This window comes from Vibrio sp. 99K-1 (assembly GCF_013114585.1).
Classification (GTDB): Bacteria; Pseudomonadota; Gammaproteobacteria; order Enterobacterales; family Vibrionaceae; genus Vibrio; species Vibrio chagasii_B.
In genome coordinates, this window is sequence record NZ_VTXF01000001.1 from 169,033 (window position 1) to 182,590 (window position 13,558).

At 46.0% G+C, this 13,558-nt stretch carries 13 protein-coding genes; 11 read left to right on the forward strand and 2 right to left on the reverse strand.

Annotated features, from left to right (window positions below; genetic code table 11):
- Positions 1 to 211 precede the first annotated feature (211 nt).
- From F0228_RS00750 to F0228_RS00765, 4 genes are all read left to right on the forward strand, one after another.
- Positions 212 to 958, forward strand: a complete 747-nt coding sequence (locus tag F0228_RS00750; RefSeq protein ID WP_105058019.1) for a phosphatase — start codon at positions 212 to 214, stop codon at positions 956 to 958.
- Between the two features lie 145 nt (positions 959 to 1,103).
- Complete coding sequence (locus F0228_RS00755; protein WP_105058020.1) at positions 1,104 to 1,499, forward strand: cytochrome b562; 396 nt, start codon at positions 1,104 to 1,106, stop codon at positions 1,497 to 1,499.
- Positions 1,500 to 1,802: 303 nt separating this feature from the next.
- Complete coding sequence (locus F0228_RS00760; RefSeq protein ID WP_004742438.1) at positions 1,803 to 2,153, forward strand: hypothetical protein; 351 nt, start codon at positions 1,803 to 1,805, stop codon at positions 2,151 to 2,153.
- A gap of 110 nt (positions 2,154 to 2,263) precedes the next feature.
- Positions 2,264 to 3,799 carry a PepSY domain-containing protein gene (locus F0228_RS00765; protein WP_105058021.1) on the forward strand — a complete coding sequence of 512 codons (1,536 nt, stop codon included), beginning with the start codon at positions 2,264 to 2,266 and terminating at the stop codon, positions 3,797 to 3,799.
- 93 nt (positions 3,800 to 3,892) lie between these two features.
- Here F0228_RS00765 and F0228_RS00770 read toward each other — a convergent pair whose 3' ends face one another.
- Complete coding sequence (locus tag F0228_RS00770) at positions 3,893 to 4,276, reverse strand: VOC family protein (RefSeq protein ID WP_171761687.1); 384 nt, start codon at positions 4,274 to 4,276, stop codon at positions 3,893 to 3,895.
- Positions 4,276 to 5,208: a LysR family transcriptional regulator gene (locus tag F0228_RS00775; RefSeq protein WP_061031187.1), complete on the reverse strand. Its 933-nt coding sequence runs from the start codon at positions 5,206 to 5,208 to the stop codon at positions 4,276 to 4,278. The genes F0228_RS00770 and F0228_RS00775 overlap by 1 nt, the downstream gene beginning before the upstream one ends.
- Before the next feature lie 356 nt (positions 5,209 to 5,564).
- Here F0228_RS00775 and F0228_RS00780 point away from each other — a divergent pair, with 356 nt between their 5' ends.
- From F0228_RS00780 to F0228_RS00810, 7 genes are all read left to right on the forward strand, one after another.
- Positions 5,565 to 6,701, forward strand: coding sequence for an efflux RND transporter periplasmic adaptor subunit (locus tag F0228_RS00780; RefSeq protein WP_171761688.1), 1,137 nt, complete (start codon positions 5,565 to 5,567; stop codon positions 6,699 to 6,701).
- Positions 6,694 to 7,965 (forward strand): TolC family protein, encoded by a 1,272-nt coding sequence (locus tag F0228_RS00785; protein WP_171761689.1) that lies wholly within the window; start codon positions 6,694 to 6,696, stop codon positions 7,963 to 7,965. The genes F0228_RS00780 and F0228_RS00785 overlap by 8 nt, the downstream gene beginning before the upstream one ends.
- Positions 7,962 to 9,206: an ABC transporter permease gene (locus tag F0228_RS00790; protein WP_061031184.1), complete on the forward strand. Its 1,245-nt coding sequence runs from the start codon at positions 7,962 to 7,964 to the stop codon at positions 9,204 to 9,206. Before F0228_RS00785 ends, F0228_RS00790 begins: the two co-directional genes overlap by 4 nt.
- A gap of 2 nt (positions 9,207 to 9,208) precedes the next feature.
- Entirely contained in the window at positions 9,209 to 10,492 is a 1,284-nt protein-coding gene (locus tag F0228_RS00795; RefSeq protein ID WP_171761690.1) for an ABC transporter permease, read from the forward strand.
- 19 nt (positions 10,493 to 10,511) lie between these two features.
- Positions 10,512 to 11,216, forward strand: coding sequence for an ABC transporter ATP-binding protein (locus F0228_RS00800; RefSeq protein WP_171731835.1), 705 nt, complete (start codon positions 10,512 to 10,514; stop codon positions 11,214 to 11,216).
- Positions 11,217 to 11,429: 213 nt separating this feature from the next.
- A complete protein-coding gene (locus F0228_RS00805; RefSeq protein WP_105058028.1) occupies positions 11,430 to 12,674 on the forward strand; it encodes an MFS transporter in 1,245 nt (414 codons plus the stop codon).
- Positions 12,675 to 12,727: 53 nt separating this feature from the next.
- Positions 12,728 to 13,540, forward strand: a complete 813-nt coding sequence (locus F0228_RS00810) for a helix-turn-helix transcriptional regulator (protein ID WP_061031180.1) — start codon at positions 12,728 to 12,730, stop codon at positions 13,538 to 13,540.
- The last annotated feature ends 18 nt before the right edge of the window (positions 13,541 to 13,558 follow it).

Below are 13,558 nucleotides of genomic sequence, written 5' to 3' on the forward strand. Positions count from 1 at the left end.
AGCCGACCGATAGAAAATTGGGTGAAGGTAGAGGTGACATATGCCCTATAGCAACTGGGCAATTAGTTACAAGAAAGCGTTAGGTTAAGGTGCTAATTGTCACTTTGTGCTGATAAACTGGTTCTATTGATAACATAAGGTACTCAATTCCAAGCAGAGGCTTTAGGTTTATTTTCTGGAAAGTTTAGATATCAAGAGAGGGCATTGATTTATGGAATTAAAGGTAGACACTCACACCCATACATACGCCAGTGGCCATGCCTACAGTACATTGATTGAAAACGCTAAATCGGCAAAACAAAACGGCCTTGCTATGTTCTGTACCACTGACCATTCAGAGTCAATGCCGGGCGCGCCACACTACTGGTTCTTTAGCAATCAGCGTGTACTTCCTCGTTTTATCGAAGGCGTTGCGATTATTCGCGGTGTTGAATCAAACATTATGAACACTCAGGGGGAAATCGATATACACCCTAGTGTTGATAAGAACTTAGATTGGGTGATTGCGAGCTTTCATGAGCCTGTATTTCGCCCGTTAGACTCCGAAGCTCATACTGAGGCTCTTTTAAATGTCATCAAAGGTGGACGAGTCGATGCACTCGGTCATTTGGGGAATCCTAATTTTGATTTCGACTTTGAAGCGGTCATCCAATGTGCGGTAGAACACAATGTCGCCATCGAGATTAATAACACGACACTTAAAGGCAATAGCCGCGTGGGCAGTGTTGATCGTTGCTACGAAATAGCAAGAATTGCGAGAGAAAAAGGGGCATTTATTACCACAGGGAGTGATGCACATTTCTGCCAAGATGTAGGCGGTTTAAATCTTGTTGCTTCATTACTTGATGAGGTGGGCGTAGATTCGAGTAAGGTGATCACCCATTCACCGCAGCAATTCTTGTCATTTTTGGCACTACGTGGTCGCAACGAGATCCCAGAATACTCTGCACTTGTTTAAGAGAATGTCGGCAGGTTTGCATTTCGACACAATCAATTTTTGTGCCTGACGGATTTTTGTATACACTAGCCGGAAAATAATAAAGTCGAAGCGCTGCAATAATGACGGCGCTATCTTCAAAGTCACAGTTTCACTTGGAGAAACAATGAAAACTCGCTCAATCCTTTTATCTGGCCTAATCGCTGCAGCAGTAATGTCTGGCAACGCATTTGCTAACGTTGACCTTAAGAAAAACATGCAAGAAATGAAGCTTGCATTCAAACAAGCGGCAGAAGCTCAAAGCATTGAAGAGATGCAAAAACCTATCGTTCGTTTAGATACGCTAGTGGCAGAACTAAAAACGGGTGTGTACCCAGTAGAGAAAGAAGAAAACTTCATGGAAGGCTTCAAGAAGATCAGTCTATCGATCGATAGCATTGAACAGAAGCTAGACCAAGGTGATTTCGAGGCAGCAAAACAAGAGCTGCGCACGATTGATGGCCTTCGTGAAGAGTACCACGACAAGCGTAACCCAAGTATCTGGAGCAAGATCTTCGGTTAATGGGTTAATCAGGAGCGTTTGCATGTTAGACGTTTAACAAAGCCCAAACCTCAAGATTCGATTTCTAAAACGCCGCCTATATTTACCTTTATTGGAAAATGTAGGCGGCGTTTTTTATTGGTGGCTTTCTGACCGGGATCTGTGCGCGTAGATGAATAATATGGGTTATGTTCTATTCGCGTAACCAGTTTTTAACTAAAAAGAGTGTGCGTTGGCTTCAACTTTTTAACCTGATGTTAATCTTTACGTTTACCTATATAACAAGTGCCTCATAATAAGGGAAATTTATAAAGATTTGGAATAATGCGCCGAACCTCGTTCAACCTCTCTATGTTACTTGCCACAGCGTTAAGCTGGGCTTTAGTGACATTAATGCCTGTTATCAATGCTCATGGTAATAGTGCGGGAGTGTGGGCGTCGTTGTGTACGGTCAATGGCTTTGAACTGGTTCAAATCGAAGAGGGTGAACCGAATACTCATAAAGGTAAGCCGTGCCCGTTTAGCCATTTTTCCACATTTCACCAAGATGAACTTCCAACTACACTACTCACAACTCGACTGAGTTTTATTGTCTCAGACAGCTACGCTTTTTTGGCTCTAAGCGAACGCTATTCGAGGCAAGCCCCCCGCGGCCCTCCCTTTGTTACTGCTTAAACCTAACTCATTAAAATAATTAAAAAATATAGTATTAAGTAAAGTTAAACATGCCTTAGCGACTTTCTGATTTTCAGAAGGTTCGTTTGCGCATGTCAAAGGAAATAATAATGTTGAGAAATGAATCTCAAACTACTGCGAAGGCACAAGCGACTTCGCAGTCTACAAGCAGTGCAACAAGCGGTTCGAGAACCAATATTAAAACCAAAGAGCGCAATAAAACTCTCTACTTCCTCACCTGGCGCTGGCACTTTTACGCTGGTCTATTCGTTATCCCATTCATGCTGATGCTAAGTATTACTGGCTTAGTGATGTTGTTTGACGATGAGATCGAACTGGCTTTTCATCAAGAGGCGATTGAAATTGCAGCATCCGGTGAACCAATCAAGGTTTCGCAGCAGTTAGCTGCAGTGCAAAATCACTATCCACAAGGTTCAGTGACACAGTTCGTACCGAGCAAATTGCCTGATATGGCCAACCGATTTTCAGTATCACTGGAAGATGGCACATCTGTTTTCGCCACCGTGAATCAATACACAGGTAAAGTCGTCGGTGAAGTACCACGCAGCGACAGCCTGTACCAGTTGGCAAACGACATCCACGGCACGTTATTAATTGGTGATTGGGGGGACTATCTGATTGAAGTCGCAATCAGCTTGTCGATTCTGTTGCTCGTCAGTGGAATTTACCTATGGTTGCCACGAGACAACGCGAGCCGCGCAGGCTTTCTTAAGCTGAGAGTGTCATCTGGCCCACGCGTACTGATGCGTGATCTGCATGCGAACATCGGTGGCACGCTATCTCTTATTCTGCTGCTCTTTATCCTGTCTGGTTTGGCGTGGACAGGTTTCTGGGGCGGTAAGCTCGTCCAAGCATGGAGCACTTTCCCTGCTCAAATGTGGGATGATATTCCGCTGTCTGATAAGACACACGCATCGCTTAACCATGGCTCAGAAGAAGAACTGCCATGGAATCTGGAACAGACACCACTGCCGTTGTCTCAAGATAAGCCAGCAGAACACGTTCATCATGTGGAAGAGGCGTCCGAACCTCATGATCATTCTAAGATGGGTGATGACCACTCTATGCATGTCATGTCTGTGAGTAGCTTTGCCATTGATGATGTTATTGAGAAAGCACGAGCTCTTGGCTTCACGCAGTACAAGGTGAATTTCCCACGTTCTGAGACGGGTGTTTACACCGTGACAGCAAACACGATGGGCGGCGATATCATCGATCCCACTCAAGATCGTACCACGCACCTCGACCAGTATTCAGGTCGTATCCTTGGTGAAGTGACCTGGCAAGATTATAACTTTATCGCCAAGACATTAGCGGTCGGTATCTCTCTGCACCAAGGTGATATAAGTATTATCAACAAGCTTTTAAATGCCTTGTTCTGCTTGGCGTTCATCGTGGTGTCAGTCACGGGCGGTGTGATGTGGTGGATGCGTAGACCATCAGGTCAACGTAAGCTTGGCGCGCCACCTAAGTTTGGTGATGCTGGCTTATGGAAAGCTGGTTTGGTGAGTGTTGTGCTGATTTCAGTACTATTCCCTCTCGCAGGAGCAACGATTGTGACGGCCATGATATTGGATTGGCTACTGTTCTCACGTGTTGAGAAGTTCAAAATGGCGTTGAGCTAATTGAACCAAAAACGGACATTTTCGGCTTGAGAAGGTCCGTTTTTTATTCTGGCGGGAAGCTGATTTTTCAAGAAAGTTTAGATTTGATAAAGCCTATTTTTGATAAAGCTCTAGCGGCAGGCCGTCTGGGTCTGCGAAAAACGTGAATGACTTCCCTGTAAACTCATCAACTCGAATCGGTTCAACGTCGATTCCTTGTCCTTCTAAATAGCTTTTTACTTGTTGAACGTCCTCAACACAAAAGGCTAAGTGTCTCAATCCTTGAGCTTCTGGAAAGCTCGGTCTTTCAGGTGCATCAGGGAAACTAAACAACTCTATTTGAGCACCATTAGGGAGTGCTAGGTCAAGTTTGTAAGACTGGCGCGCTGCTCGGTAATTCTCTGCAATAATTTCTAGCTTTAAAATCTCAGTGTAAAAGCGTTTTGAGGCTTTGTAGTCTGAGCAAATAATGGCGGCGTGGTGGATTCCTTTTAGCATCAGTTTATTTCTCCTGCCAACTTTTCACCCAAGTGTTCCATCGCGTAGTCAATGAACACGCGTAGGCGAGCGGGCATATACTTGGTTTGTGCAAACTGCATAGCGATGGCACCGTGGTAGTTACTCTTGATGGTCCAGTCATTCAGTACTTGAACAACGCTGCCTTCTGTTAACGCATCTTGAATCACAAAGTCATGGAAGATGCCAATCCCCAAACCTTCTTTCACACCTTTTAGTCGCATTTGAGAGTGGTTCACGGCGTATCGACCACTGACGGAAACGGTGTGAAACTCATCATCTTTGAGAAAGTCCCAAATGTGGTCTTTGTCCGTTTCTGCAAGGTACAGGCAATCGTGCTGACTAAGATCGGTCGGGTGAGAAGGGATGCCTTTGTGACTCAAATAATCAGGGCTCGCACACAGTACTAAGTTAGTCTTGCCTAACTCTTTTAGCACTAAGCTCTCATCGGGCTTATCGGTAAGGCGAAACGCAATATCGATGCCTTGGCGTAGTATGTCGATATCACCATCAGCAGCGCGTAACTTAAGTTGGATCTCTGGATACTGATTGAGAAATGGCACCACAAAAGGCTGAAGTACAGAGTTCAAAAACGCTTCTGGCGCGGCTACAGTAAGTGAGCCAGAGGGCTCGGTATGATCAGACGTCGATAACTCAACCGCTTGCTGTGCTGCGTTAATCATGACAACGCTCTGATCGTAAACCAGTTGACCTGCCTGAGTGATAATAAGCGTACGAGTAGTTCGCTCAAAAAGCTTTACTGACAGTGCCTTCTCTAAACGCGTAATGAGCTTACTGAGTGCAGAGGGCGTTACCCCTAATTGCTTGGCTGCCGCAGTAAAACTGCCTTCGTTTACCACTAGGATAAACGAGGCTAGATCTGGAAGTAGGGCGATGAGTTTGGGATTGACCATAAGTATCCATGAGAGTCAGCGATGAGCGTAATAGTAATTGTGAGTGATCTAACTTAATTTGTGAATCAGTTTCATTAATTGGCTAAAGTAAAATGAGTCGTGATGATGTTTAACCATCGATTGTTTAATTACCGATTTGCCTCTTCTTCAGCTCAATGCATTTGAGCAAACCATCCAACGCCGGCAATATTTAGACTCATGCTACTAAGTGGATTATCCATCTAACTTACTGTCAATAGCTATCTGACATAGCCATACCAAATATTACAAACTCGCGACATTAAAGCCGATATGATTCAAGAACTTTATGTTCATAAGATGGTCACAAGACTACACAAAAATAATCGGTATCAATAATGGCAAAAATTTGGCTAGTCTCTGCTGTGAGCGTTACATTGCTCGGCGGCGGTGCGTATTTTTATCTGCAATCTTCCACTCAACCAGAGGCGTTTCCAACGCTGGCGGTGGAAAAGGGAACCATTGAAAAACAAGCGGTAGCGGTCGGCAATATTGTTCCTGCGCACTCAGTGTCCATTAAGTCGCAAATCGATGGCATTGTGGGTGAGATGTACGTGCAGGTCGGTGAAAAGGTTAAGCAAGGCCAACCATTGATTAAGGTTCGTCCGAACCCGACGCCTCAAGCGCTTACTGATGCTTCAACAGACTTAATGCGCAGTGAAGCGGACCTCGAATCAGCCAAACAAAAGCTCGCCAACCTAGAAAGCTTGGTGAAGCAAGACATCATTCCAAAGAATTACGATGAATACGTTAGTGCGCGTTCAAGCGTGAAATCGGCTCAAGCGAACGTACTGCAAAAACGCCAAAACCTCGAATTAATTCGCAGCGGTGAAGCTTCCATTGGTGATGCCCGTTTAACCTCAACCATTTATGCACCAATTGATGGCACAGTATTAAACCGCAAAGTCGAAGTGGGTGAGCCAATCATCTCGACTGAATCTAGCCAAGCCGCGACAGAAATGATGTCTCTGGCGGACATGAACAGCCTGATCTTCAAAGGCAGCGTCAGTGAGCACGATGCCGCGCAGCTCTCTCCGGGCATGCCTGTATTACTTACCGTTGCGCCTTATCCTGATATGGAAATTTCCGGAGTGTTAACCAAAGTTGCAATCCAATCAGAGAACCTTAACTCGCCAGAAGGTAACGCGACGGCAAAAAGCTTTGATAACGGGTTTGAAGTGGAGGTTGGTGAACTGAAGATCCCGAAAGAGATCTTACTGCGTTCAGGCTTCTCATCCACTGCACAAATCACACTGAAGAGATCTGAGAACGTCTTAACCTTGCCAGAACGAGCACTGCAATTTGATGGCGATACACCAAACGTATTGATCCCAGATAGCTCAGAGCAAGGTTTCCACAAACAAAAAGTGCAGCTTGGTTTGTCGGATGGCATCAACGTAGAAGTATTAGACGGCGTTAAGCTAGACGAAGAAATCATCGATAACAGCATGATGATGGGAGCCGCGCATGGCTAAACGAAACCTATCTAAAATCGGATGCGCGATCCTGGCCGCCACACTCAGCTTACCCAGCTATGCTATCTCGATTAAACAAGCGTGGCAGCAGGCGAAACAAAGTGACCCAAACTACGAGAAAGCCAAAATTGGTGTTCAACTTGGCGAAGTGGGTGTGGATGCAAGCCGCAGTTCACTCTTACCCGATTTAAGTGCGACGGCTTCGGCGAATTGGAATGAATCCACTGACAATACCAACAGTTATGGTGCATCGCTTTCTCAAACTATTTGGGACAGCAGCTTGTGGTCAGATTTGGATCAAGCTAATGCCAACTACATCAAAGCTCAGCTCGAACTGGCTCAATCACATAATGAATTAGCACAAAGGTTGCTTTCATCGTATTTGGATGTCGCAAGTGCACAAGGTGATTTGCAGTTGGCGCAGTCCAAGTTGGAAGAAGGCAATAAACTGCTGAAGATCATCGAGAAGCGTTACCTCGCGGGTAAAGTGAAATCCGTTGACGTTGAAGAGATCCGTGCGACCCAAGTTGCTGATAAAGCCGGTATTTTGAATGCGCGCTCAGATTTAGAAGTCAAACGAGCAGAGCTGTCGGCCTTGATTAACCAAGTTCCACAAGACGTTGACCAAATTCGCACTGATTCCCTTGTTCAACCGCCAATGATGGTGGAATCGCAAGAACAATGGCTAAAGCTTGCTAAAGACAGCAGCCCAGAATTGCTGGTGGCAACACAGAACGTCAAAGCCAGCGAGTTTGCCAAAGACTCAGCCCAAGGCGGTTACTACCCAACGGTGAAAGGTAATGTTGGATATAACGATGATGACCGACGTAAAGACGGTGAGTTCAGCGCTGGCATCACACTAAGCGTACCGATTGACTTGAATGGCGCAACGCGTGCCAGAGTGGACGAAGCGTCACTCAATACTTTCAGCGCAAAACAAGACTTACGTAAAGTTGAAATCGACATCCAAAAGCGCGTGATCCAGCAATTTACTCAAGTAGACATCAACTGGAATCAAGTCTTAATGGCGAACGAGCTGGTGACTTCTCGTCAGAAAGTGTTGCGCAGCAAAGAGAAACTTTACGATGCGGGCTTGTTAGAAGTCTCGGAAGTGATTAGTGCGCACAACAGCTTGTTTGAAGCCAAAAACAGCCTGCAAAACAACCTGTATAACTACTGGCGTCAGCGTATCGGCTTGTTGCAAACCGCAGGTAAGTTAGATGACGACACCATGGTACTGATCTCCCGAGCATTTAATTCATGATCCGTCTATTGCAGCAAACTTTATTACAGCAAACCTTATTGCAGCAAACTTGGCAAACACTGATGGCGCATCGCATGAAGAGCATGCTGGCCATCGTGGCTATTGCTTGGGGTGTGATTTCGGTTGTGGTTTTGATTGCATTGGGTGAAGGTTTTTATCGCCATCAAACTCAGCAGTTGTCATTTATGGTCAACAATGTGCAAGTCGCCTTTCCGTCGAGCACCAGCAAACCTTGGCATGGCTTACGCCTGAGACGCCAGATCCAGATCCCACAGGATAAGGTCGATATGATCGAACAATCGGGTTTTGTGAAACAAGCATCTAGCGTTTATGCCAAGTGGGATGCGAACGTCACCAATGAAAAAGGGCAGAACCTGACAAGCTTCGTCAGTGGCATTGATTCCCATTACTTCTCGTTGATTCAACGTAAGTTGGAGTCGGGTTCGCGGAACCTTTCACCCAGTGATATTGCCAACCACACCCGCGTTGCGATTTTGGGGGATCAAGTCGCAAGAATGGGGGGAATTCACGTTGGGCAAACCACCAAAGTCAATGGTATTCCATTTTTGGTAATCGGCATTATGAAAGACGAAGATGCGGGCATTTCATTTGGTGATAGCCGTAAAGTCTTCATCCCTCAGACCACGTATCTTGATTTGTGGGATGCCAAACCTTGGATGGTGCTACTCAAGCCTGTCGACGGTATGGATAGCAATGCATTCCGACAAGCCATCGTTAACTTTTACGCTAAACAATTGCACTTTGACCCGACCGATAAAGAAGCGATTAACTTGCCAGACTTTAGCGAGGGAGCGGCGGTAATCACGGGTATTTTCCGCGGCATTCAAATATTCCTGGGAGCAAGCGGCGCAATGACCATGGCAGTTGGTGCGCTTGGCGTTGCAAATATTATGTTCCTCTCTGTGACAGAGCGAACTCGAGAAATCGGCGTACGCTTGGCGATTGGTGCAACGCAAAAATCCATACTCAACCAGTTCATCCTTGAAGGACTCATTTTGGTGGCGGTCGGTACAGCTCTCGGCTTAATGGTTGCTTATTTAGTGGTCGCGTTGCTTGGTTCCATTACCTTACCGGAGTGGTTAGGTTTTCCTGTGATTACGGGAGATTCGATTACTTTGTCATTGTTGGTGACTCTCTTTCTAGCGCTGTTGGCGTCTTACTTTCCGGCAAGGCGAGCATCGCGTCTCACCCCCGTAATAGCATTAAGTGCGAGGGCGTAAATATGTTGCTACCAATGAGACAAATCTTTCAAGAAATGGCAGCAGAAAAGCTGCGTTTGGGATTGACCATTCTTGCCGTTGCATGGGCAACCCTATGTATCGCAGCCATGCTGGCGGTGGGCGAGGGCATTCGTCAAGGCGTATTAAGAACCGCGCAAGATGGCAACGGGAACCTGATTTACTTAACCGGGGGCATGGCAACCGTCGATTATGGCGTGTTCCACCAAGGTAAGTTTTTAACCTTAAAAGCCGACGATACCGAGGTAATTAAAGCCCTGCCAGAGGTGAAAAGCGTTGCGCCAACCGCCGTTTGGGATGAGCGCATTACAGTCGGTGATCGAGGAATATGGCAAAAACCACTAGCCGTCACGACTGACTTTGCATCTATGACCAACTTAATCCCAATGGATGGCGGACGTTGGCTCAATCCACTTGATCAAAAAGAGATGCGTAAAGTCGTTGTGTTGGGCTATTCACTTGCTGCGGATCTGTTTAACCCTATTGAAGATTTCAGCTGGTTTACCCCTGTGACACTGCAAACCAACCCTGTCGGTGAAAAGGTCAAGATTGGCAGTGAAGAGTTCACCGTAATTGGTGTGTTGAAGAAGAACAGTGCTGAAATCGAACAGGGCGACCAAATCAACTACGCCAGCTTCGTGCCGTTAGCAACGTGGCAACGCTTTTATACTAACGGCGATATCGGAGGCATCAATGTCGAGCCGCAAGCTCATGCTGATCGTGAAAAACTGGCAAAGACCATTCGTCAGGTGATTGCTCGTAAACACGGCGCCAGTGTGAGTGATGAGCAGGTCGTCCAAGTGGAAGACATGTTCCTTAAACAGAAAAGCATGCAGCAGTTCTTGATTGGCTTACAAAGCTTTCTTGGCATCATCGGCTTTGTCACGCTGGCTGTGGCGGGCGTAGGAATTGCGAATGTCATGTACGCGACCGTAAAACGTTCCACCCGAGACATCGGTGTGCGCATGGCAGTCGGTGCCACGCCAACAGCCATTCGTCTTCACTACCTAGTGCAATCACTGATGACCATGATACTCGGCGGTTTGTTGGGGTTAGGTGTGACTTACACACTTGTATCGGCCATCAGCGCCATAAACCTAGAAGGCAACACCTTCTATGAACACCTTGGGAAGCCGGTCCCTGAGCTGTCTTGGATCGTTGTTGCGATTGTGATTTCTACCTTGGTGTTTATTGGTGTCGCTTCTGCATGGCTGCCTGCAAACCGCGCCGCCAAAGTGAGCCCATTGGAGGCGCTGCAAAGTGAATAACAAAAACTCTGGAGATAAGATGTCGAACACACCACTGGTTGATTTGACCAACATTTGTAAATACTACTCAAGCGGAGAGGCGGAAGTACGTGCGCTAGACGGTGTCGACTTGACCATCAACCAAGGTGAATTTCTTTCCATTCTTGGTCCGTCTGGCTCAGGTAAATCGACTCTGATGAACATGCTGGGCTGCTTAGATAAACCGACCGATGGCCAATACCAATTGGGTGGTCAAAACGTCGCAAGTTTAAGCCCGAATGAGCTAGCCGGTATTCGTAACCAAAAGATAGGCTTTGTTTTCCAAAGCTTTAACTTACTGGAATACGCGACAGCATTGGATAACGTGGCACTACCATTGGTTTACTCGGGCATCAAAGCCAAAGAACGTCGCCAGCGCGCCGCGAAGCTGCTTGAGCAAGTTGGGCTAGGGGATCGCCTCGACCACAAACCAAACCAGCTTTCTGGTGGTCAAAAGCAGAGAGTGGCAATTGCAAGAGCCCTAGTTAACGATCCGCAAATCATCTTAGCGGATGAACCAACGGGGGCATTGGATTCAAAATCTGGTGCAGAGATAGAGGCTTTGTTTAATCGTCTTCATGCGCAGGGACGAACATTGATTATCGTGACACATGATAATTCGCTTGCTGAACGAACCAAGCGAATCGTGACGATCAAAGACGGAAAGGTATTGTCTGACCGCAAAGGGCAACATTACTCAGCCTAGTGCGTTGATCTTTGACTAGAGGCTGCTCTATTACGTTAACTCTAGACCGCTCTTCGTTAATGGTATTTTGGCTGTGTGCATCTGCTAATGTGAAATAGGTATGGAGGTGCCATAATAGACACAGCTTTATTGAATACTCTGTATCTATTCTACTTACTCTATATACTGGCTGAATAATAACATTTAAATCAGTCAGTTATAGAGGCGTTATCTATGGATAGATCAGAAAGCTTGTTTCAAAAGCAGCGTATAAAACGGTTTAATTTTTCAGTATGGACAGTTCTTACTGGAACGTTACTCGCCCGAACAAGCTACTTTATGGCATGGCCTTTTCTGATCGTCTTTCTCTATGAAGATTACGGTGCGTCTGCGATAGAAGTCGGTACCATGCTAGCGGTATCCGCGGTTGTTGGTGCTGGAACTGGGCTCTACTCGGGTTACCTTTCGGATAAGCTAGGACGTAAATGGGTCATGGTGCTAGGCAGTTGGATTGCCTCGATATCCTACACTGGCATCGCATTAGCGAGTGAAGTGTGGCAGTTCTATGTGTTGATCATGATGACGGGTCTAATGCGCCCAATGATCGAAGCGCCAGCGAAGGCAGTCATAGGCGATAATCTCAAAGACTCCAAAGATCGTGAGTTAGCGCTGAACATTCGTTACTTCTTGCTTAATCTGGGTGGCGCACTTGGTCCATTGATTGGTATCACTTTGGCTCTTTCTCAGCCACAAAACCTGTTCTTTGTTGCTGGTGGTACTTATGTCGTTTACGGTTTCTGGCTGTTGTTAGGAATTGAACGAAAAGGTACTTTTACCAAGCCAGATCCCTCTCAACTGCTTAATTTCGCCGCGACGCTTAATGTGATTCGTAAAGACAATATTTTTGTAAAACTGATGGTCGCTAACTTCATCATGATGTTTGTCTACGCGCAGGTTGAGTCGTCAATTCCTCAAGTCATCGTGCGCTCTTCAATCGCTGATGCCGCTCAACTCATTGCTGGGTTAGTTTTGGTGAATACGCTGACGATTATCGTTTTCCAGTTCCCAATGCTTAAATGGCTTGAGCACGTACCGTTGTTTGTAAGAACTCGAATCGGCATGATTTTGATGGCGATTGCGCAAATTGGTTTTCTTTTTACACCAAATGATTGGCCACTAGGTTGGGGAATTGCTTGTTTTATATTAAGTTTAGGAGAAGTGATTGCTTTCCCAACCCTGAATGTACAAATCGATAGAATGGCACCGCCACATCTGAGAGGCTCTTACTTCGGTGCGGCGGCACTTTACTCTCTTGGCTTTGCTATTGCGCCATTGCTTGGTGGTGTGGTGATAGAGATGTTGAGCGCCTACTGGCTATTTGTGCTCTGTTTCATCCTATGCTTGGCGATGATTTGGTTGTACTGGTTGGCAGAGCATACTGAAGACAGTGTCGAAAGAGAGTCGATGACCCAGACTTAGCGAGATGAGCCTTGGGTGTTAAGCGACTGATAATAACTAAGGCAATGTGAGTTATGGATAAATCGAATTTTGCACAAAAGTTAAAGTATCTGCGTGAAGAGAAAGCTTTATCTCAGGAAGAGTTTGCTGAGCTACTTTCTCATTCTCACCGAGCATTTTCTGGTGTCAATCAGGTGATGGTGAGCCAGTGGGAAAGGGCGAAGACACTGCCCAGTTTTGTTCGTCGTTTGGGGATTGCGAGCTTCTTTCAGGTGGATTATGACTTTTCTGTTGAAGAAATGGTGCAAGTGAAAGCAGCAACCAAGAACGCTGAGCGCCCGTTCAGTGTTGATATTGGTTACGATTACGAGGTGACCAGTGTCGAATCACATAGCCTTTGCTCACTCCCTGCAAAAAGGCTTAAGTCGATTCAAGGAATGCATCAAAAAACTTACGGCAGAGATTTTATCGAAGTCGCGAGTCATTTGGGTGTGAAGAGAGAAGAGATGCAGGTGCTGTGTTTTCTTTATGAGGGCGTCATCATTGGGCATGTGGTTTACGACGGTGTCAGCAAGATGCTGTGCAGTGTAGGGGCCGTGAGTATTGTCATTCGCCGCAAGATCTTTGATTACATGGCAGACAACTTAGCTGATACTGAATTCTGTTTTCCTACTCTTGATCCAGCTATGTGCCAGTTTCTTTATGATCTCTATTTAGAGCCATACATGAGCAAGCTTGGCATGCCTTTCTTCAAAGCTGATATTAAAAAAGTGGTGAAAAATCCCTTTTCTCAGAATATCCAAAACAAGCACGATATCTATTTCAAGTACATCCGTTACCATGACCTAAAACAGAAGAAAAAAAGCGTTGAGTTTGTTTTAAGCTAGCCCACTCCTTAGTAGAGC

Coding starts and splice junctions, on each gene's coding strand:
- F0228_RS00800 (WP_171731835.1), top strand. CDS start 10,512: ATGTCGAACACACCACTGGTTGATTTGACCAACATTTGTAAATACTAC.
- F0228_RS00775 (WP_061031187.1), bottom strand. CDS start 5,208: ATGGTCAATCCCAAACTCATCGCCCTACTTCCAGATCTAGCCTCGTTT.
- F0228_RS00785 (WP_171761689.1), top strand. CDS start 6,694: ATGGCTAAACGAAACCTATCTAAAATCGGATGCGCGATCCTGGCCGCC.
- F0228_RS00790 (WP_061031184.1), top strand. CDS start 7,962: ATGATCCGTCTATTGCAGCAAACTTTATTACAGCAAACCTTATTGCAG.
- F0228_RS00760 (WP_004742438.1), top strand. CDS start 1,803: ATGCGCCGAACCTCGTTCAACCTCTCTATGTTACTTGCCACAGCGTTA.
- F0228_RS00755 (WP_105058020.1), top strand. CDS start 1,104: ATGAAAACTCGCTCAATCCTTTTATCTGGCCTAATCGCTGCAGCAGTA.
- F0228_RS00795 (WP_171761690.1), top strand. CDS start 9,209: ATGTTGCTACCAATGAGACAAATCTTTCAAGAAATGGCAGCAGAAAAG.
- F0228_RS00750 (WP_105058019.1), top strand. CDS start 212: ATGGAATTAAAGGTAGACACTCACACCCATACATACGCCAGTGGCCAT.
- F0228_RS00765 (WP_105058021.1), top strand. CDS start 2,264: ATGTTGAGAAATGAATCTCAAACTACTGCGAAGGCACAAGCGACTTCG.
- F0228_RS00805 (WP_105058028.1), top strand. CDS start 11,430: ATGGATAGATCAGAAAGCTTGTTTCAAAAGCAGCGTATAAAACGGTTT.
- F0228_RS00810 (WP_061031180.1), top strand. CDS start 12,728: ATGGATAAATCGAATTTTGCACAAAAGTTAAAGTATCTGCGTGAAGAG.
- F0228_RS00780 (WP_171761688.1), top strand. CDS start 5,565: ATGGCAAAAATTTGGCTAGTCTCTGCTGTGAGCGTTACATTGCTCGGC.
- F0228_RS00770 (WP_171761687.1), bottom strand. CDS start 4,276: ATGCTAAAAGGAATCCACCACGCCGCCATTATTTGCTCAGACTACAAA.